This window comes from Mycobacterium sp. (assembly GCF_032159775.1).
Lineage (GTDB): Bacteria > Actinomycetota > Actinomycetes > Mycobacteriales > Mycobacteriaceae > Mycobacterium.
Genome location: NZ_JAVHWK010000202.1, coordinates 1 through 17816, shown reverse-complemented (window position 1 = coordinate 17816; position 17816 = coordinate 1). Strand labels below are relative to the sequence as shown.

The window sequence follows — 17816 nt, the reverse complement described above, 5'->3', positions numbered from 1 at the left end:
CTCGCCGACAACGATTCGTGCGATGTGCTTGTCGGGCAGGGCGGCAAGCGTGACCAAGCCCTGCCAGCTGCACCAGCTGGTCGGCGTGGCGGGTTGTGCGCCGAGGACGTTGCGAACCACCGAGTGCAGGCCGTCCGCACCGATCAGAAGGTCTCCTTCAGCGAAGCTGCCGTCGTCGATATCGACCCGTACCCCGTCGTCTGAAATGAGCATTCCGACTGCGCGACAATTGCATTGGATGCGATCGACCGGGAAACAGTCAAGCAGCCGCTCGAAAAGGACTCGACGGGGCACCATCCGAACAGGTGCACCTAACCGATCGACGACCGCGGTCACGTCGAAGTTCGCGAGCGGTCGGCCGGCAGACGTGGCGACCTGCACTGCGGAAATCAGCTGACCGGCGCCGGTCATGTCAACGCCCAGTTGCGCCAATACGGTCGCGCCGTTGGACCAGATGGTGACAGCACCGCCACCTGCCGTCACATCCGGCCGCTTTTCGAAGACGGTGACGTCGTGTCCGTCGCGCAGTAAGTCGCGAGCAATGGAAATTCCGCCAACACCGGCGCCGACGACCAAGACCCGCAAAGGGCTCATCTCATACCTCCAACCGCTTCTACGCTGCACCCCCGGTCATGCCGGCCGGACACGGAACGGCCCGTGCTCTACATGGATGCCTGCGTATTGGTGCAGCCCATCGCGTGCAGTGCGAGTCGCAACGCGTGCATGGCGTAGTGCAGCCTGGACCGCACCGTGCCTTTGGGGATGTGCAGATCGGCGGCGATCTGCGCAGTCGTCCAGCCCTCGTGATACGACCGTCGGATCACGATGCGGTGATCCGCGGACAGCTGAGCGAGCGCACTGCTCAACAACATTCGGTTCAAGGCGGAGTTCACCTCATCGGGGCCGACTTGGTCGGGGATCACGTCGGGGTCCGCGATCACCGACTCGTTGCGAAACCTCGCGCTGCGTCGTTCGTCGATGATCATGTTGCGGGCAACGGTGAAGAGCCAGGCGCGGGGCGATTTGGCAGGGTCGCCGGTCACCTCGGGGTGCTGCCACGCCTTGAGCAGTGTTTCCTGCACGATGTCTTCGGCGCGGGTTCGGTCACCTGTCAATCGCGCCGCATAGCGCCGCAGTTCTTCGGCGTGCTTGTCATAGAGATCCCGCATCGACGGGGCCGAATCTTCGGTAACCTGCGTGCGTCTCGCAGGGATCGGCCTTGTGTGGGCCGAGCACTGACGTTGTGGTGGGGCGGGCGCCTGAGACGCGTCCAGCACTGCGGTCTGCTTCATACCTTCGACGCTAGGTAGCCCGCCGGCGTAGATCCCGCGACAGGCGGTCGATCCGCGCTAACTGGCTAATGGTTCGCGTTGTGCGGAGTTCGCAGCGCGCAGGGCGTCGTGCGGCGTTTCGCCGTACATGCGCTTGTGGGCGGTGGCGAACCTGCCAAGGTGGGTGAACCCCCAACGGTGTGCGACCGCGGCGACGGTCGTGTGGCTGGGGTCTGCGGCTCGCAGGTCACGGTGGGCACGTCGGAGCCTGACCTCGCGCAGGTACGCCATCGGCGACATGCCCAGGTGCTTGCGGAACCCCTCCTGCAAGCTGCGCACGCTGACGTGGCATTGCATCGCGAGTTGCGAAGTGGTCAGCGGCAGGTGCGGTCCGGCGTCGATGAGCGCCATCGCGTCCCCGACAGCTGCCGGTCGGCCGGGTTCGGCTGGGGTGGCCAGTGATTCGCGATAGGGGTGGTCGGCGACAAGCAGGAAGCCGTGAATCAGGCTCTCCACCAACGGGGCCAGCACCAGAGAATGCCCGACCATGCTGTCCGGGTTCTCGAGCTGACGATGGACCAACATCAGCAGGCGCACCCACTCTTGGGCGGCGCCTGCTGTGAGCGGCAGCGCCGGGTCGAACTCGATCGCAGAACCCAGCCTTCCGTGGACCAATGCCTCGAGTGCTCTGTCGACGGCAACCTGGTCCAGCTTCACCGCGAGATGGCGGCTGCCGCCCGGCCACCACGTCGCCGCCATCTCGGCGTCGGGCCGGTAGATGGACGCCAGCGTCGGAGTCGACGTCAGTGGCTGCCCCCGATAGCGCGACTCCAGGCAGCCGTTGAGGGGAATGAGGACGTGGTAGTGAGCACGATCGTCGTCGAATTCGACCGAGACATCCGTTTCATAGACGGTGTCGCCCACGGTGATAGGGCCGATATGGGATACCCGTTGCCTGAGCGCAAAGTTGTTCGACGATCCGAGAAGACGGAGTCGGTGCGGATAGAACGCCGCACCACGGACGTCCATCGCCTGCTCGGGCGACCGGGTGCGAAACCACGGATCGGACGGCATGGACTCCGGTCCGTCCGGATGTGATGCGTTCATTGCGACTCCACCGGCCGAAGCTCGTGACGTCATCCGGCCATGACAGCGACGGTAGCGCCACCGCCTGTGATTCCGCTTGCGAGTCGCTGTGAACGTGTCGCGATCTGCGAATCGACTGACGGACTCGTCACACTCGCGAGCGCGGTCTGCCCGGTGATCGTGAATCACCTTGAGGTCAACGGGGATCTGGGGACATCACATGAAGCCCGAGGAGATCCACCATGACGAACGCGAAACCCGCAGACCACCGCCGACTTCTGGGATGCCTACATCGCCGCGGCCGAGGCCGCCTCGTCAGTTCAGGCCGCTCTGTGCGCCCCGCGAACCGCGGCGCGATGCGCTTCGCTGCCAAAGGAAGATCGACGTGCCGAGGACACCGACTCCGAGACCGGCGACCGCGATGGGACGCCACTCATGCAGCCCGGCGACAGTGAATGCCAGGATCGCGGCTATCAGCCAGCCCACGGCGATCACGATGATGACCGGCGACGGTTCGAGCAGGACCGCGGGCAGGGCAGGCGGTTCCGGCTGACCGGGCTCGGGGGGATCGGCGCTCATTGACGACAAACCTAGCCCGCGATGTATCTATGACGAAAGCCCGTCGTGTTTTGCTACGCGCAGGAACATCCACTGGCTATTCTTTGCTTTGTGAAGGATACCGAATCCCGGTTGGCGAGCGACTTATCGCTGGCGGTCATGCGTCTGGCACGCCAATTACGGTTTCGCCGTCCGGATTCCCCGGTTTCGCTGTCACAGTTGTCGGCGCTATCGACCCTGGCTAAAGAGGGCGCGATGACGCCCGGAGCGTTAGCTACGCGGGAAAGGGTCCGGCCACCGTCGATGACCCGTGTCATTGCCTCGCTGGCCGAACTCGGGTTCGTTGCGCGCACCGCGCATCCCGCTGACGGCCGCCAGGTACTGGTGTCCGTTTCGCCGTCGGGCACCGAACTGATCGAAGCCGAACGTAAAGCCAGCCAGGAATGGCTCAAGGCGCGGCTTTCGCAGTTCGACGCGGAGCAACGCAGGGCCCTGCTGGTCGCCGCCGACCTCATGTCCGCGCTCGTCGACGAAAGCGCGTGAGCGTCACGATCGACGTCGACGACCCCGCCGACCCGCGGCTGGACGACTTCCGCGACCTGAACAGCATCGACCGTCGGCCTGATCTGCCGTCCGGCAAGGGTTTGGTGATCGCCGAGGGCGTGCTCGTGGTGCAGCGGATGCTGGCGTCCCGGTTTCGGCCGCGCGCCATGCTGGGCACCGAGCGACGGCTCGGCGAACTGGCCGCCGACCTCGCGGCGACCGACGCGCCCTATTACTGCGCGACCGCCGAGGTGATGGCCGACGTGGTCGGGTTCCACCTCAACCGCGGTGTACTCGCCGCTGCACCCAGGCCAGGCGAGTTGACCGTCGAGCAGGTGTGCGACGGCGCGCGCACCGTCGCGGTGCTCGAAGGGGTCAACGACCACGAGAACCTCGGCTCGATCTTCCGCAACGCGGCAGGCCTGAACGTCGACGCGGTGGTGTTCGGCACCGGTTGCGCCGATCCGCTGTACCGGCGGGCGGTGCGGGTGTCGATGGGCCACGCCCTTCTGGTGCCGTATGCCTGGGCGGCAGCCTGGCCCGCCGACCTGAGCATATTGCGGGACAACGGTTTTCGATTGTTGGCGATGACGCCTGAGCCAAGCGCCGCCACCCTGTCCGAGGCGATGGCGACGGTCGGCGACGAGTGCGTCGCGTTTCTCGTCGGCGCCGAGGGGCCGGGCCTGACGGAGACGGCGATGCGGGCGAGCGACACCCGGGTTCGGATCCCGATGTCACGCGGCACCGATTCGCTGAATGTGGCAACGGCGGCCGCGCTGGCGTTCTACGAGCGGGTTAGATTGGCCCGATGAATGACGACGCCGTTCCGTGGGGAACCGGATTGACGGTCGCGGGATTCGTCGCGATGGTCACGGCGGGCGCGGTGGTGGTGCTGAGCATGGGGCTGATTCGCGTTCATCCTCTGCTGGCGGCCGGACTGAACCTGGTCGCGGTGGGCGGTCTGGCGCCGACGGTGTGGGGTTGGCGCGCAACGCCGGTCCTGAGGTGGTTCGTGCTGGGGCTCGGCGTCGGCGTGGCCGGGGCCTGGCTGGCCCTGCTCGCGTTGACGCTCGGCTAGCGCTGACCGCTGGATCGCACGCCTAGCAGCACGTCTTCCCAAGCCGGAACCGGCGGCTTGCCCTTTCGGGCGCGCGGAGCGCGCGCAGGCTTCGGCGGCTCGGGTGCATTGTCGACCTGCACCGGCGGTTCGGGTTCTTCCTTCGCAGGCGGGGCGAGTGCCGCGACCGGCCGCAGCGGCCTGGCGAAGTCGGGGTCGATCAGCGCACATGCGGCGTCGTCGAACGCGGTGACCGTGCCGCCGTGAGCGCCGGGGGTGAATCGGAAGTGGGCGGCGTTGTCGGAATGTCCGGCCCGCCAGGACAGCTGCACCGTCCAGCGGCCGTCCTCGTTGCGCCATGCGTCCCAGTTCGCCGAGTCCGGGTCGAGACCGCGCGCGATCAGCGCCGACGTGATGGTTTCCAGCAGGGTGAGCACGGCGGGACCGTCGGCAAGGACCGGGTGGGCCGCCGTAGCCAGTTCGGCAGCGCGTGAGCGTTCCAGAAGGACCGGATGCGCGAATCGCTCCACCCGGGAGATGTCGACGCCTGCGGACTCCGCGACCTGCTCGACGGATGCGCCCGCGCGTATTCTGGCCTGAATCTCCTTGGGAGGCAGCACGTTTGGAACCTCTGCATCGGATCGGGTTTGGCTGGCAGCGGATTTCTCGCCACGCACGGCGGCGCGCAACCGGTCGTCAGCGCGCAGGATGAACTTCTCGTTGGGGTCGTCGCTTTCGCAAATTATGCGTTTGCCATCAACGTCGAGTCCGACGACCTTGAGTTCCCGCATGCCGACCTCCTCCGGGCTCCTGTGGCGCCGGGACGCCGTGCCCGATTAGCAGGTCACCCTACTGCGTTATCGGCTCGTTACCTGGCCGACACGCCCGAGCTACCCAGGTCAGAGCCGTTCCACCACCCAGTCGACGCATTCCGTCAACGACGTCACATCGTCGGGTTCGACGGCGGTGAACATGGCGATGCGCAGCTGGTTGCGGCCGAGCTTGCGGTACGGCTCGGTGTCGACGATCCCGTTAGCCCGCAGTGTCTTGGCCACCGCCGCGGCGTCGACGTCATCGGAGAAGTCGATGGTGCCGACCACCTGTGAGCGATGTTCGGGGGCGGCAACGAACGGAGTCGCGAACTGCGACGCCTCGGCCCACGAATAGAGCCGCTGCGACGAGTCGGCGGTGCGCTTGACCGCCCAGTCCAGCCCGCCGTTGGTCAGCATCCAGTCCAGCTGCTCGGCGAGCAGGATCAGCGTGCCGATCGCCGGGGTGTTGTAGGTCTGGTTCTTCAGGCTGTTCTCGACGGCGATGGGCAATGAGAGAAAATCGGGCACCCAACGCCCCGACGCGGCGATCGACTCGATGCGCGACAGCGCGGCGGGGGAGACGACCGCGATCCACAATCCGCCGTCGCTCGCGAAGTTCTTCTGCGGGGCAAAGTAATACGCGTCGGAATCGGTGATGTCCACCGGCAGTCCGCCCGCAGCCGATGTGGCGTCGATGACGACGAGCGCGTCGCCAGAACCTTCTGGGCGCTGCACGGGCACCGCCACCCCGGTCGACGTCTCGTTGTGCGCCCACGCGAGGACGTCGACGGACGGATCGGATTGCGGCTCGGGGGCGCTTCCCGCGTCGGCCTTCACGACCACCGGGTCGCCGACGAACGGATTCTTGGCGACCGCGGACGCGAACTTCGAGCTGAATTCGCCATAGGTCAGGTGCAGCGAGCGCTTGTCGATGAGCCCGAACGCCGCCGCGTCCCAGAACGCCGTCGAGCCGCCATTGCCGAGGATGACCTCGTAGCCGTCGGGAGCCGAGAACAGCTCGCGTACCCCCGCCCGGACGCGGCCGACCAGGTTCTTCACCGGCGCCTGCCGGTGCGACGTGCCGAACAGGTCGCCTGCGGCGGCAAGCGCGGCCAACTGCTCGGGCCGTACTTTCGACGGCCCGCAGCCGAATCGTCCGTCGCGGGGCTTGAGGTCGGCGGGAATCGTCAGGTCGGCCATGGGGTCAAGAGTAGTGACCGGCCTTGCGGACTTCCTGCGGGGAGGTTGGGCAGAAAAGCCGACAGATTGGGTGAAGACCAGACGCTCGACGCCTGAAGTGCTCATACTGAATTTGGTCGGGACTGTAGCTCGAGCCCAGGGGGGCACGTGATCAGTCACGGAAGAACGTCGATGTCGATACCGGTCTGTGCGGCGATCGTGTTGTCCATCGCGTCGATGACCGCCGCGGCACCTGCCCAGGCAGACGGCGGCGACCAGGGTGGCGAAGTGCTGAGTGAAATCAACGACATGCGCGCGGCGAACGGCTGTGGTCCCGTTGTGGCCAACCCACAGTTGACTGCCGCCGCCGCGCGCCATGCGAACGATGTACTCGAGAATGGAGCGAAGAGCCATACCGGCTCGGACGGCTCCTCCCCTGTCCAGCGCGTCACGGACGCCGGCTACGCGCCGTACGCCGCGCTCGGCGAGGTCGTCTTTTGGGGCACCGGCTCAAGCGGTAGCCCGGCGGCTGCAGTCTCGTGGTGGATGAACAGCCCGAGCCACCGCGCGATCATCACTGACTGCGGATATACCGATGCTGGGTTTTCGGCTGTGAACAATGGCGACGAGATGACCGCGGCAGGGGACTTCGGGAGGGCGTAAACCCAGCGGCGCGATCGCGGGCGCCGCTAATCGGTCAGGACGCGGGCTCCGTCGCGGGTAACTGCGACGGTGTGCTCGCTGTGCGCGGCACGCGCGCCCGATGCCGTTCGCAGCGTCCACCCGTCGGGGTCGTGCACGTAGTCCTCGGTGCCATCGGCGATCAACATCGGTTCGATGGCGATCACCAGGCCCGGCTGCAGCCGCATACCCTTCCCGGCGCGCCCTTCGTTCGGCACGTGCGGATCCTCGTGCATCGCACGGCCGATCCCGTGTCCGCCGTGGTCGGCCAGCAGGCCGTAGCCCGCGCCGCGGGCCGCCGAAGCGATCGCGTATCCGATGTCGCCGAGCGTGTTGCCAGGCCGTACCGCAGCGATGCCGGCCGCAAGGGCGTTGTCGGTCGCCTCGATCAGCGATACGTCTTCGGGCCGTGGAGTGCCGACGACGAAGCTGCGCGCGCTGTCGCCGCACCAGCCGCGCAGGATCGCGCCGAAGTCGATCGAGACCAGGTCGCCGTCGGCGAGCACACCCCCGCAAGCCGTCGCTCCAGACCCCGGGATGCCGTGCACGATGGCGTCGTTGACGCTGACACACAGCACCGCGGGGAAGGGCCGCGGCGCCCACGCCGGGTGGTAGTTGAGGAACGGCGACCGAGCGCCGTGCCGAGCGAGGATGTCGGCGGCGACCGTGTCCAGTTCGATCGTGGACTGGCCTGGTCGGGCGTGCTCGGCCACCGCCCATAGCGCCTCGGCGACGACGGCGCCTGCCGCAGCCATGGCCTCTACCTCGGCTTCTGTCTTCAACTCCACCATGGGTTGTGACCTCCGTCACATGCTGCGGCGGGTGCCGCGGTTGGCCACACCGCAACACCGACCCTGTTCAATATGCGATACCTGCGGTACCGTCGGTGGACATTAAGCCAGTGCATGTAAACCACAGGGGAGGCTTCTGATGGCTAGGACCCGCATGGTCAGGCGGTGGCGTCGCAACATGGATGTCGTCGACGACACCGCATACGTCGACATGCTCACCACACTGTCCGAGGGGTCGGTGCGGCGCAACTTCAATCCATACACCGACATCGACTGGGACTCTCCGGAGTTCGCGGTTGTCGACAACGACGAGCGATGGATTCTGCCTGCGACGGATCCGGTCGGCCAGCACGCCTGGTACAAAGCGCAGACAACCGAGCGGCAGATCGAGATCGGCATGTGGCGACAGGCCAACGTCGCGAAGGTCGGCCTGCATTTCGAGTCGATTCTGATCCGCGGCTTGATGGAGTACGCCTTCTGGACACCCAACGGCTCTCCGGAGTACCGGTACTGCCTGCACGAGGCGGTCGAAGAGTGCAACCACACGATGATGTTCCAGGAGATGGTGAACCGCATCGGCGCCGACGTGCCGGGGATGCCGCGGCTGCTGAAGTGGATTCAGCCCCTCATCCCGCTGGTCGCAGGGCCGCTGCCGATCCCGTTCTGGTTCGGCATCCTGGCAGGCGAGGAACCGATTGACCACACCCAGAAGAACGTCCTGCGCGAAGGCAAGACGCTGCATCCGATCATGGAGCGGGTGATGGCCATCCACGTCGCGGAGGAAGCGCGGCACATCTCGTTCGCGCACGAATACCTGCGCAAGCGGGTTCCGCACCTGCCGCGGCGCAAGCGGTTCTGGTTGTCGCTGTACGTGCCGCTGACCATGCGGATCCTGTGCTCGGCCATCATCGTTCCGCCCAGGTCGTTCTGGAAGGAATTCGACATTCCACGCTCGGTCCGCAAGGAGATCTTCTTCCGGTCGCCCGAATCACGGCAAATGCTGCGCGACATGTTCGGCGACGTCCGGATGCTCTGTAACGACACAGGGCTGATCAATCCGCTCGCCAAGCTGATGTGGCGGATCTGCAGGATCGACGGCGCGCCGAGCCGCTACCGCAGCGAACCCGCCCGTCAGCACCTGGTGTCGGTAGCCTAGGCACCCATGCCTCATGTCGTCACCCAGTCGTGTTGCAGCGACGGGTCCTGTGTCTACGCCTGCCCGGTGAACTGCATCCATCCCTCACCGGACGAGCCCGGCTTCGCGACGGCGGAGATGCTCTACATCGATCCGGTTGCCTGCGTTGATTGTGGCGCGTGTGTGAGCGCGTGCCCGGTCGGCGCGATCGCGCCCGACACCCGGCTCGAGCCTGCGCAACTGCCCTTTGTCGCGCTCAACGCCGCGTACTACCCCGACCGGCCCGAAGGGGAGAAGCTGCCGCCGACATCCAAGCTGGCGCCGGTGATCGACGCGCCGAAAGTGCTTCCGCAGGGCGCGAACCCGTTGACGGTAGCCATCGTCGGCTCAGGGCCGGCCGCGATGTATGCGGCCGACGAGCTGCTGACCCAGCGGGGCGTACGGGTGAACGTCTTCGAACGGCTGCCGACGCCCTACGGGCTGGTGCGGGCCGGCGTGGCGCCCGACCACCAGAGCACCAAACGGGTCACCCGACTGTTCGACAAGATCGCCAGGCGGCGCAGCTTCCGGTTCTTCCTCAACGTCGAGGTGGGATCGGACCTATCGCATTCCGAACTGCTGGACCACCACCATGCCGTGCTCTACGCGGTCGGCGCATCGAACGATCGCAGGCTGGACATCGACGGAATGGGCATGCCGGGCACCGGCACCGCCACCGAAGTCGTGGCGTGGATCAACGGTCACCCCGAGTACACCGACCTCCCCGTCGATTTGGCACACGAGCGGGTGGTGATCGTCGGCAACGGCAACGTCGCACTCGATGTCGCACGGATCCTGACAACCGATCCAGATGCGTTGGCGCGCACGGACATCTCGGGCCACGCGCTCGGCGCGCTGCGGGCTTCGAAGGTCACCGAAGTCGTGATCGCAGCGCGTCGCGGGCCCGCTCAGTCGGCCTTCACGCTGCCCGAACTGATCGGGCTGACGTCCACGTGCGAGGTCGTGCTGGACGCCGATGACCACGACTTGGTGCAGGCCGACCTGGCCGCCTGCGAAGACCGGCTGACGCGCAACAAGCTGGAGATCCTGAGCAAGCTCGGCGACGCGTCGACGCCCGCGACGCGACCAAGGATCCGGCTCGTATACCGCCTCACGCCGCAGCGCGTTCTCGGTGCCGACCGCGCGGGCGGTGTCGAGTTCGCGGTCACCGGCAGCGACGAGACCCGCCAGCTCGACGCCGGCCTCGTGTTGACCTCGATCGGCTACCGCGGCAAGCCGATTGGCGATCTGCCGTTCGACGACACCGCAGCGGTGGTGCCCAACGACGGCGGCCGGGTGATCGACCCGCAGAGCGGGAAACCAGTGCGCGGCAGCTATGTCGCAGGCTGGATCAAGCGCGGACCGACCGGTTTCATCGGCACGAACAAGTCCTGCGCACTGCAGACTGTGCAGAACCTGGTCGACGATTACAACGAAGGTCACCTGGCCGAGCCGTCGGGCACCCCCGCCGTGCTGGACAAGCTGGTGCGCAGCCGCCGCCCCGACGTGGTCGACGCAGCGGGCTGGCAGGCGATCGATAAGGCCGAAATCGCACGGGGTGGGCCGGACCGGCCGCGCGACAAGTTCACCTCCGTCGCCGACATGCTGGCCGCCGTCGCGGCCGCACCGCCGCCGTCGCTCCGGCAGCGGGTGCTCGCCGGGCTTCGGCGCTGAGCCGCGCGCAGCGGCTAGTGCTGCTTGACCGCCTCATGGATCTCGTCGATGCTCACCTCGCGCACCGGCTGACCCATCGACCACTGATGGCCGAAGGGATCCCGCAGGACGCCGTATCGGTCGCCCCAGAACTGGTCCTCGACGGGCATGACGACGGTGGCGCCCGCGTCGACGGCCTGCTGGAACTGCTTGTCGACGTCGGTGACGACGAGATGGATGGTGACCGGAGAACCGCCGAGCGCCTTCGGCGTCATCGACTCGCCGCCGCTCATCTCAGGAAAGTCGTCGTTGAGCATCACCGATGAGCCGTTGATCGCCAGCGACGCGTGGATCAGCTTGCCGTCCGGCCCGGGCACCCGGCCGTGCTCGACCGCACCGAACGCCTTCACATAGAAATCAATCGCGGCGGCGGCGTCGTCGACGACCAGGTGTGGCAGCACTGCGGGCTGAACTTCGATTGCCATGGTGTTCTCCTATCGAGGGTGGTCATCACTACCGACTGAGCACACGACGAAAACTCATCGCGCCGCCATACAACAGCAGGGGTCAGACAACGGAGAACGACGGCGGCAGCGCAGTTCGCCCCGTCAATGCCATCAGCAGCTCGTCTCCACGACCCGTCAGCACCGCGATCCGCGCCGCCAGCACCGTGGCCTCCTCGAGCACCTCGGCGGGCAGGTCGAATGAAAGCCCGGTCGCCCGTGCGATATCCAGCCCGTGCACCGCGAGCTCGAACGTGCGGGTCGGCAGGTACGTGTGCAGCCGTAGACCCAACCCGCCGATGACCGCGATGAGCGGGTCGCCGGCAGCCTGGAGCTCGGTCATCACCTGCTCCACCAGAGCGTCCACCCTCGCGGTCGGGTCCTGACCCAGATCGCGCCCTGCCTGCCTGCCGCGCTCGATGATCGCCTCAGCGCCGGCTTCTGTCATGTAGTCGGCGATCTGTGCGTAGTAGTCCTGCGGGGTCGCGACGTCCTCGTGCTCGGCCGCGGTCTGCAGATAGGTGCTCACGGTGACGAGCGAGCGCGACGCGTGCCCGACGAGCGACCGAAGGTCCCAGTCGCCCAGCCCGGGGCCCGTCCAACGGTCGTCCGGGATTCGGTTCACCAGGTCGGCAAAGCTTCTTGCCGCCGACTCGAAGGTGGTGACCACCGTCGCCACCGCCGTCAGCCCTTCGCTATCTCGCTCCAACCCTCGACGGACTCGGGGCTGCGCGGACCGGGGCCGATATAGAGCGCCGCCGGGCGAACGAGCTTGCCGAGCTTCTTCTGTTCGAGGATGTGGGCACTCCAGCCGGCTGTGCGTCCGCAGGTGAACATCGCGGGCATCATCTTGACGGGCACCTCGGCGAAGTCGAGGATCACCGCCGCCCAGAACTCAACGTTCGTCTCGATGGCGCGGTCGGGGCGTCGCTCGCGCAGTTCGGTCAGCGCGGCCTGCTCGAGTGCGGCGGCGACTTCGTAGCGAGGCGCCTCCAACTTCTTGGCGGTAGCCCGCAGCACCCGGGCCCGCGGGTCCTCCGCCCGGTACACCCGGTGACCGAAGCCCATCAGCTTCTCCTTGCGGTCCAGCACGCCGCGTACCACCGCCCGCGCGTCGCCGGTGCGCTCGGCCTCCTCGATCATCGGGATCACCCGGGCGGGCGCACCGCCGTGCAGCGGGCCGCTCATCGCCCCGATGGCGCCGGACAGCGCCGCCGCGACGTCGGCGCCTGTCGACGCGATCACCCTGGCCGTGAACGTCGAGGCGTTCATGCCGTGTTCGGCGGCAGAAACCCAGTAGGCGTCGATCGCCTCGACGTGCCTTGGATCCGGTTCACCCTGCCAACGGGTCATGAAACGCGCTGTCACGGTGGCGCATTCGTCGATCTTGCGCTGAGGGACGGCGGACTGGTGGATCCCGCGGGCGGACTGCGCGACGTACGACAGCGCCATCACCGACGCACGGGCGAGTTGGTGACGGGCGGTGGCGTCGTCGATGTCCAGCAGCGGCGCGTATCCCCAAATAGGCGCGAGCATCGGCAGGCCGGCCTGCACGTCCACGCGGACATCGCCGCTGTGGATCGGCAGCGGGAACGGCTCGGCGGGCGGCAATCCCTCGCCGAACCTGCCGTCCACCAGCAGCCCCCAGACGTCACCGAATGTGACCTGGCGGTTGACCAGATCCTCGATATCGACGCCGCGATAACGGAGCGCGCCGCCGTCTTTGTCCGGCTCGGCGATCTCGGTGGTGAAGGCAACGACGCCTTCCAGGCCTTCGACGAAGTCCTCGGGTACCACTGTCATGAGCTGATTCTCCCAAACGCCCCACGCCGCTGCGCTACCGGTCGGTAACAAGCCGCCCAACTTCTGGGGCGTAGCGTTATCGCGGTGGCGATCCCGGAGAATGAGCGACTGGCCGCGATGCGTGTGGAGTACGGATCGGTGGAGAAGGACGGCAGCCCCGACCTCGATTCCGACTGGCTCGCCGAGGGCTGGGTTGCCCTGCTGCGCAAGTGGTTAGCCGACGCCGAGAGCGCAGGCGTGGCCGAGCCCAACGCGATGGTGGTCGGCACCGTCGACGCCCAAGGAAGGCCTGCGACGCGCTCGGTGTTGTGCAAGAGCGTGGACGAGACCGGCATCACCTTCTTCACCAACTACGACTCTGCCAAGGGTGAGGAGCTCGCGTCGACGCCGTATGCGTCGGCGACATTCCCGTGGTACCTGCTCGGTCGGCAGGTGCACCTCCGCGGTCCGGTGACGAGGGTGGCCGCCGAGGTGACCGCCGACTACTGGCGGCACCGGCCCAGAGGGTCTCAGCTGGGTGCATGGGCGTCACACCAGTCACGCCCGATCGCTTCTCGCAAGGCGCTGCTGGACCAATTGGCTGACGTCACGCAACGTTTCGCCGACCTCGACGAGGTCCCCGTGCCGCCGAACTGGGGCGGTTACCTCATCGCACCCGATGTCGTCGAATTCTGGCAGGGCCGGGAGAACCGGGTACACAACCGGATTCGGATCACGCAAGGCGGCCAACAGCGGCTGCAACCGTAGTGCGGCGGCTCTTCGCCGACCTCACCCCGCTGCGGACACGCGACTTCCGCCTGCTCTGGGTGGCGGGCATCCCGACGGTCATCGGCGGCAACCTCACCATCTTCGCGGTCCCCGTGCAGCTCTACGCACTCACACAGAGCTCCGCCTACGTCGGTCTTTCCGGGATCTTCGCGCTCGTCCCACTGGTGGTGTTCGGGTTGTGGGGCGGCGCGCTGGCGGACCATATGGACCGACGCGTGCTGCTGATCATCACGTCGTGCGGTTTGGCGGTGGCGTCGGTGTTTCTCTGGTTGCAGGCCGCGCTGGCGATCAACAACGTATGGGTGGTGCTGTGCCTGTTGTCGGTGCAGCAGGCGTTCTACGCCATCAATCAGCCCACCCGGTCAGCGGCGATCCCTCGAATCCTGTCGAGCGACCAACTGCCCGCGGCCAACTCACTGAACATGACCGTCATGCAATTCGGCGCGATCGTTGGGCCGCTGCTCGCCGGGGTCATGTTGCGCTGGGTCGATCTGTCGACCCTGTATCTGATCGATGCGATCACGTGCCTGCTGCCGATCTGGGCGACCTTCCGCCTCGCGGCGATCCCGCCGACCAACGGCGAGGGGTCTTCCGGCGCGGGATTCCGCGCCGTGCTGGACGGCTTTCGCTATCTCGCAGGCAACACCGTCGTGTTGATGTCGTTCGTCGTCGACTTGATAGCGATGATCCTCGGGATGCCCCGCGCACTGTTTCCGCAAATGGCACACGAAAGCTTCGGCGGACCGGTCGAGGGCGGCACCGCGATGGCGCTACTCGCTGCGGCCATAGCGATGGGCGCCGTCGCAGGCGGGGTGTTCTCCGGCTGGCTACCGCGGATCCAGAGACAAGGCCTCGCCGTCGTCGCCGCGATCCTGGTGTGGGGCGCGGCGATGATCGGCTTCGGCGTCGCCAGCGGTCTGGCCCACGGATCGGCGGGCCTGATGTTGTGGATTGCACTGGCGTTCCTGGCTATTGGCGGGGCGGCCGACATGGTGTCTTCGGCGTTCCGCAATACGATCCTTCAGCAGGCGGCGTCCGACGACGTCCGCGGCCGCTTGCAGGGCGTATTCACCGTCGTCGTCGCGGGTGGTCCACGACTCGCCGACGCGGTGCACGGCGCCGCCGCGGCCACCGTCGGCACCACGATCGCCGCAGCAGGCGGCGGGGGACTCGTCGTGGTGGGCGTGTTGATCGCGGCGGTCCTCGCGCCTGCATTCGTGCGCTACCGGGTGAACCGACCGGGGCCGGCCACACGGCAGCAATCCAGCGAACACTTGCCGGACGACGACAAAGTGTGATCGCGGGCAGATTGCGATCGGCGATACTTTCCTTGGCAAGCATTTGTGCCCGAAGTAGCATCCTGTCGTGCCTGGTGATGTAGGGGACTCGTTGCCAATTAGCTTGCGCGAGTTAAAAAAACAGCGCACGCCGACGTCGCCGCGGTCGAGCTGGCCCGGCTCCCCACCGACATGAACCATCTGGAGGCGTTGTGCCGCGCCTCGGTGACGATGTACCGCAACACCAAGCACGCAGGGGTAGGGGAATTGACCGCGCCGCGGCTCATGAGCACGTTGCGGATCATCATGTCGTCGTCGACACTGCGGCAGGCCACCGTGGAGTCCGGCCACACGCGGTCAACGTCGAACTGGCCAGCCGAATGGGTGTCGATCTCGACGATCGAGGGCTGAGGCTGGTCGCCGCGGTATGGGGGTCGATCATCATGGCCGCGCTCGCCGACCTCGGCATGGACACCGAGTGGCGAGGCGTCGACATCGACGACGCCGCCGACCGGATCGAGGAGACGTTCGTCCAGTTCGCAGGCCTGATTGACGGCGTCCCGCAGCCGGTCTGAACCCCCCCGCACCCCGCGCGGGCGCGATTGCCACAATGGGACTACCGTTTTACGGCAGAGGTCGGATCACTGGCGCGACGAAGGGATTCCCGTGGCAGAAAAAGACGAGCACGCCACCCTCCACTACCCCGGTGGCGAGCTTGAGCTGGACGTCGTCAACGCCACGGAGGGGTCCGACGGGATTGCTCTGGGGTCACTGCTGGCGAAGACCGGCTACACCACCTTCGATGAAGGGTTCGTCAACACCGCCTCAACCAAGAGCGCCATCACCTACATCGACGGTGACGCGGGCATCCTGCGCTACCGCGGCTACCCGATCGAGCAGCTCGCCGAGAAGTCGAGCTTCATCGAGGTCTGCTATCTGCTGATCTACGGCGAACTGCCGACCAAGGACGAACTGGACAAGTTCACCGATCAGATCCAGCGGCACACGCTGCTGCACGAAGATCTGAAGCGGTTCTTCGACGGTTTCCCGCGCAACGCGCACCCGATGCCCGTGGTGTCCAGCGCGGTGAATGCTCTGTCGGCGTACTACCAGGATTCGCTGGACCCGTTCGACGACGAGCAGGTCGAGCTGTCCACCATCCGGCTGCTGGCCAAGCTGCCCACGATCGCGGCCTACGCGTACAAGAAGTCGGTCGGCCAGCCGTTCCTGTATCCGGACAACTCGCTGACCCTGGTCGAGAACTTTCTGCGGATGACGTTCGGGTTCCCCGCCGAGCCTTACGAGGTGGACCCGGAGGTTGTGCGGGCGTTGGATTTGCTGCTGATCCTGCACGCCGACCACGAGCAGAACTGTTCGACGTCGACGGTGCGCCTGGTCGGCTCGTCGCAGGCCAACCTCTTCACCTCCATTTCGGGCGGCATCAACGCTCTGTGGGGTCCACTGCACGGCGGTGCCAACCAGGCGGTGCTGGAGATGCTGGAGAAGATCCGCCAGTCCGACGGCGACGTGCACGACTTCGTCAAGAGGGTCAAGAACAAGGAAGACAACGTCAAGCTGATGGGCTTCGGCCATCGGGTCTACAAGAACTACGACCCGCGGGCGCGCATCGTCAAGGAGCAGGCCGACAAGATCCTCGGCAAGCTGGGCGGCGACGACGCGCTGCTGGACATCGCGAAGGCTCTTGAAGAGGTCGCGCTGACCGACGACTTCTTCATCGAGCGCAAGCTCTACCCGAACGTCGACTTCTACACCGGCGTGATCTACCGCGCGATGGGCTTCCCGACGCGGATGTTCACGGTGCTGTTCTCCGTCGGCCGGCTGCCGGGCTGGATCGCGCACTGGCGCGAGATGCACGAGGACGGCAGCGGCAAGATCGGGCGTCCGCGCCAGATCTACACGGGCTACACCGAGCGCGACTACAAAGAGCTCGGCGGCCGGTAGCCTCCCCTTGTCCGCCGAACGTGGGTTACCCGCACGTTGCGGGCGTCCGGAGCGTGACATAACCCCACACTCGGCGTAACGGCTCTCACGGCACAGCGTCTGAACTTGCTTTACGAACAGTTGTAGTTTCACAATCGTTGTGTGAATGAAACTGTCGTCCGATCACTGAGCGCTCGGCGCAAGGGCATAATCCTGGTGTCCTGCTGCTTGAGCCTGCTGATCGTGTCGATGGACGCGACGATCGTCAACGTCGCGGTGCCGAATATTCGCGCCGACCTGCACGCGTCGGCGTCGCAGCTGCAGTGGGTCATCGACATCTACACGCTGGTGCTGGCCTCGCTGCTGCTGCTCTCGGGTGCGACCGCCGACCGGTTCGGCCGCCGCCGCACCTTCCAGATCGGGCTCACGGTCTTCGCGCTCGGCTCGCTGCTGTGCAGCCTGTCGCCCAACATCCAGATCTTGATTCTGGCGCGCATGCTGCAGGCGATCGGCGGCTCGATGCTCAACCCCGTCGCGATGTCGATCATCACGCAGGTCTTCACCGGCAGGGTCGAACGCGCACGGGCGATCGGTGTCTGGGGCGGTGTCGTCGGCATCTCGATGGCACTGGGTCCGATCGTGGGCGGCCTGCTCATTGAACTGGTGAACTGGCGCGCGGTGTTCTGGATCAACCTGCCGATCTGCGCGCTTGCGCTCGT

Annotated in this window: 22 protein-coding genes; 12 read left to right on the top strand and 10 right to left on the bottom strand. The window is 66.5% G+C overall.

Annotation, left to right across the window (positions count from 1 at the left end):
- From QOJ24_RS25870 to QOJ24_RS25855, 4 genes are all read right to left on the bottom strand, one after another.
- Nucleotides 1–594: FAD-dependent oxidoreductase (locus tag QOJ24_RS25870; protein WP_526266330.1), on the bottom strand; the 594-nt coding region annotated here is incomplete at its 3' end.
- Nucleotides 595–662: 68 nt separating this feature from the next.
- Nucleotides 663–1292: an RNA polymerase sigma factor gene (locus tag QOJ24_RS25865; protein ID WP_526266328.1), complete on the bottom strand. Its 630-nt coding sequence runs from the start codon at nucleotides 1290–1292 to the stop codon at nucleotides 663–665.
- A 57-nt stretch (nucleotides 1293–1349) separates the two neighbouring features.
- The gene (locus QOJ24_RS25860; RefSeq protein WP_526266326.1) at nucleotides 1350–2378 is read right to left on the bottom strand and encodes a helix-turn-helix transcriptional regulator; all 1029 of its coding nucleotides are present in this window, start codon (nucleotides 2376–2378) and stop codon (nucleotides 1350–1352) included.
- Nucleotides 2379–2672: 294 nt separating this feature from the next.
- Nucleotides 2673–2936 (bottom strand): DUF2530 domain-containing protein, encoded by a 264-nt coding sequence (locus QOJ24_RS25855; protein WP_526266325.1) that lies wholly within the window; start codon nucleotides 2934–2936, stop codon nucleotides 2673–2675.
- Nucleotides 2937–3074: 138 nt separating this feature from the next.
- On the opposite strand from QOJ24_RS25855, the gene QOJ24_RS25850 reads away from it, so the two are divergent.
- Genes QOJ24_RS25850 through QOJ24_RS25840 form a run of 3 tightly spaced genes read left to right on the top strand, consistent with a single transcriptional unit; the run spans nucleotide 3075 to nucleotide 4536 of the window.
- Nucleotides 3075–3458, top strand: a complete 384-nt coding sequence (locus tag QOJ24_RS25850; protein ID WP_526266332.1) for an Rv0880 family HTH-type transcriptional regulator — start codon at nucleotides 3075–3077, stop codon at nucleotides 3456–3458.
- The gene (locus QOJ24_RS25845) at nucleotides 3455–4270 is read left to right on the top strand and encodes a TrmH family RNA methyltransferase (RefSeq protein WP_526266323.1); all 816 of its coding nucleotides are present in this window, start codon (nucleotides 3455–3457) and stop codon (nucleotides 4268–4270) included. The genes QOJ24_RS25850 and QOJ24_RS25845 overlap by 4 nt, the downstream gene beginning before the upstream one ends.
- Nucleotides 4267–4536, top strand: coding sequence for a DUF2537 domain-containing protein (locus QOJ24_RS25840; RefSeq protein WP_526266321.1), 270 nt, complete (start codon nucleotides 4267–4269; stop codon nucleotides 4534–4536). The genes QOJ24_RS25845 and QOJ24_RS25840 overlap by 4 nt, the downstream gene beginning before the upstream one ends.
- Here QOJ24_RS25840 and sepH read toward each other — a convergent pair.
- Both sepH and serC read right to left on the bottom strand, forming a co-directional pair.
- Nucleotides 4533–5306, bottom strand: a complete 774-nt coding sequence (gene sepH / locus QOJ24_RS25835; RefSeq protein ID WP_526266319.1) for a septation protein SepH — start codon at nucleotides 5304–5306, stop codon at nucleotides 4533–4535. The two genes, QOJ24_RS25840 and sepH, sit on opposite strands and share 4 nt — an antisense overlap.
- Nucleotides 5307–5414: 108 nt before the next feature.
- Nucleotides 5415–6527 carry a phosphoserine transaminase gene (gene serC / locus QOJ24_RS25830; RefSeq protein ID WP_526266318.1) on the bottom strand — a complete coding sequence of 371 codons (1113 nt, stop codon included), beginning with the start codon at nucleotides 6525–6527 and terminating at the stop codon, nucleotides 5415–5417.
- Between the two features lie 171 nt (nucleotides 6528–6698).
- Between serC and QOJ24_RS25825 the strand changes: the two genes are divergently transcribed.
- Entirely contained in the window at nucleotides 6699–7169 is a 471-nt protein-coding gene (locus tag QOJ24_RS25825) for a CAP domain-containing protein (protein ID WP_526266317.1), read from the top strand.
- A gap of 26 nt (nucleotides 7170–7195) precedes the next feature.
- Here the strand turns inward: QOJ24_RS25825 and map are convergent, their stop codons facing one another.
- Complete coding sequence (gene map / locus QOJ24_RS25820) at nucleotides 7196–7978, bottom strand: type I methionyl aminopeptidase (protein ID WP_526266316.1); 783 nt, start codon at nucleotides 7976–7978, stop codon at nucleotides 7196–7198.
- Nucleotides 7979–8117: 139 nt separating this feature from the next.
- Here map and QOJ24_RS25815 point away from each other — a divergent pair, with 139 nt between their 5' ends.
- Nucleotides 8118–9134 carry a diiron oxygenase gene (locus QOJ24_RS25815; RefSeq protein WP_526266314.1) on the top strand — a complete coding sequence of 339 codons (1017 nt, stop codon included), beginning with the start codon at nucleotides 8118–8120 and terminating at the stop codon, nucleotides 9132–9134.
- Nucleotides 9135–9140: 6 nt separating this feature from the next.
- Complete coding sequence (locus QOJ24_RS25810; protein ID WP_526266312.1) at nucleotides 9141–10826, top strand: FAD-dependent oxidoreductase; 1686 nt, start codon at nucleotides 9141–9143, stop codon at nucleotides 10824–10826.
- 14 nt (nucleotides 10827–10840) lie between these two features.
- On the opposite strand, the gene QOJ24_RS25805 is transcribed toward QOJ24_RS25810, so the two are convergent.
- From QOJ24_RS25805 to QOJ24_RS25795, 3 genes are all read right to left on the bottom strand, one after another.
- Nucleotides 10841–11290, bottom strand: coding sequence for a VOC family protein (locus QOJ24_RS25805; RefSeq protein WP_526266310.1), 450 nt, complete (start codon nucleotides 11288–11290; stop codon nucleotides 10841–10843).
- A gap of 82 nt (nucleotides 11291–11372) precedes the next feature.
- Nucleotides 11373–11987: a maleylpyruvate isomerase N-terminal domain-containing protein gene (locus tag QOJ24_RS25800; protein ID WP_526266308.1), complete on the bottom strand. Its 615-nt coding sequence runs from the start codon at nucleotides 11985–11987 to the stop codon at nucleotides 11373–11375.
- 5 nt (nucleotides 11988–11992) lie between these two features.
- Nucleotides 11993–13111, bottom strand: a complete 1119-nt coding sequence (locus QOJ24_RS25795) for a citrate synthase (protein WP_526266306.1) — start codon at nucleotides 13109–13111, stop codon at nucleotides 11993–11995.
- Nucleotides 13112–13195: 84 nt separating this feature from the next.
- Here QOJ24_RS25795 and pdxH point away from each other — a divergent pair, with 84 nt between their 5' ends.
- From pdxH to QOJ24_RS25765, 6 genes are all read left to right on the top strand, one after another.
- Nucleotides 13196–13858 carry a pyridoxamine 5'-phosphate oxidase gene (pdxH, locus tag QOJ24_RS25790; protein ID WP_526266304.1) on the top strand — a complete coding sequence of 221 codons (663 nt, stop codon included), beginning with the start codon at nucleotides 13196–13198 and terminating at the stop codon, nucleotides 13856–13858.
- On the top strand, nucleotides 13858–15177 hold the full coding sequence (locus QOJ24_RS25785) for an MFS transporter (protein WP_526266302.1): 1320 nt from the start codon (nucleotides 13858–13860) through the stop codon (nucleotides 15175–15177). Before pdxH ends, QOJ24_RS25785 begins: the two co-directional genes overlap by 1 nt.
- A 171-nt stretch (nucleotides 15178–15348) precedes the next feature.
- A complete protein-coding gene (locus QOJ24_RS25780; RefSeq protein ID WP_526266300.1) occupies nucleotides 15349–15567 on the top strand; it encodes a hypothetical protein in 219 nt (72 codons plus the stop codon).
- Nucleotides 15537–15731, top strand: a complete 195-nt coding sequence (locus tag QOJ24_RS25775; protein WP_526266298.1) for a hypothetical protein — start codon at nucleotides 15537–15539, stop codon at nucleotides 15729–15731. Before QOJ24_RS25780 ends, QOJ24_RS25775 begins: the two co-directional genes overlap by 31 nt.
- A 91-nt stretch (nucleotides 15732–15822) precedes the next feature.
- Entirely contained in the window at nucleotides 15823–17118 is a 1296-nt protein-coding gene (locus tag QOJ24_RS25770) for a citrate synthase (protein ID WP_526266297.1), read from the top strand.
- A gap of 141 nt (nucleotides 17119–17259) precedes the next feature.
- Nucleotides 17260–17816: MFS transporter (locus QOJ24_RS25765; protein WP_526266295.1), on the top strand; the 557-nt coding region annotated here is incomplete at its 3' end.

Coding starts and splice junctions, on each gene's coding strand:
- QOJ24_RS25865 (WP_526266328.1), bottom strand. CDS start 1,292: ATGAAGCAGACCGCAGTGCTGGACGCGTCTCAGGCGCCCGCCCCACCA.
- QOJ24_RS25860 (WP_526266326.1), bottom strand. CDS start 2,378: ATGAACGCATCACATCCGGACGGACCGGAGTCCATGCCGTCCGATCCG.
- QOJ24_RS25855 (WP_526266325.1), bottom strand. CDS start 2,936: ATGAGCGCCGATCCCCCCGAGCCCGGTCAGCCGGAACCGCCTGCCCTG.
- QOJ24_RS25850 (WP_526266332.1), top strand. CDS start 3,075: ATGCGTCTGGCACGCCAATTACGGTTTCGCCGTCCGGATTCCCCGGTT.
- QOJ24_RS25840 (WP_526266321.1), top strand. CDS start 4,267: ATGAATGACGACGCCGTTCCGTGGGGAACCGGATTGACGGTCGCGGGA.
- sepH (WP_526266319.1), bottom strand. CDS start 5,306: ATGCGGGAACTCAAGGTCGTCGGACTCGACGTTGATGGCAAACGCATA.
- serC (WP_526266318.1), bottom strand. CDS start 6,527: ATGGCCGACCTGACGATTCCCGCCGACCTCAAGCCCCGCGACGGACGA.
- QOJ24_RS25825 (WP_526266317.1), top strand. CDS start 6,699: ATGTCGATACCGGTCTGTGCGGCGATCGTGTTGTCCATCGCGTCGATG.
- map (WP_526266316.1), bottom strand. CDS start 7,978: ATGGTGGAGTTGAAGACAGAAGCCGAGGTAGAGGCCATGGCTGCGGCA.
- QOJ24_RS25815 (WP_526266314.1), top strand. CDS start 8,118: ATGGCTAGGACCCGCATGGTCAGGCGGTGGCGTCGCAACATGGATGTC.
- QOJ24_RS25810 (WP_526266312.1), top strand. CDS start 9,141: ATGCCTCATGTCGTCACCCAGTCGTGTTGCAGCGACGGGTCCTGTGTC.
- QOJ24_RS25805 (WP_526266310.1), bottom strand. CDS start 11,290: ATGGCAATCGAAGTTCAGCCCGCAGTGCTGCCACACCTGGTCGTCGAC.
- QOJ24_RS25795 (WP_526266306.1), bottom strand. CDS start 13,111: ATGACAGTGGTACCCGAGGACTTCGTCGAAGGCCTGGAAGGCGTCGTT.
- QOJ24_RS25780 (WP_526266300.1), top strand. CDS start 15,349: ATGAACCATCTGGAGGCGTTGTGCCGCGCCTCGGTGACGATGTACCGC.
- QOJ24_RS25775 (WP_526266298.1), top strand. CDS start 15,537: ATGGGTGTCGATCTCGACGATCGAGGGCTGAGGCTGGTCGCCGCGGTA.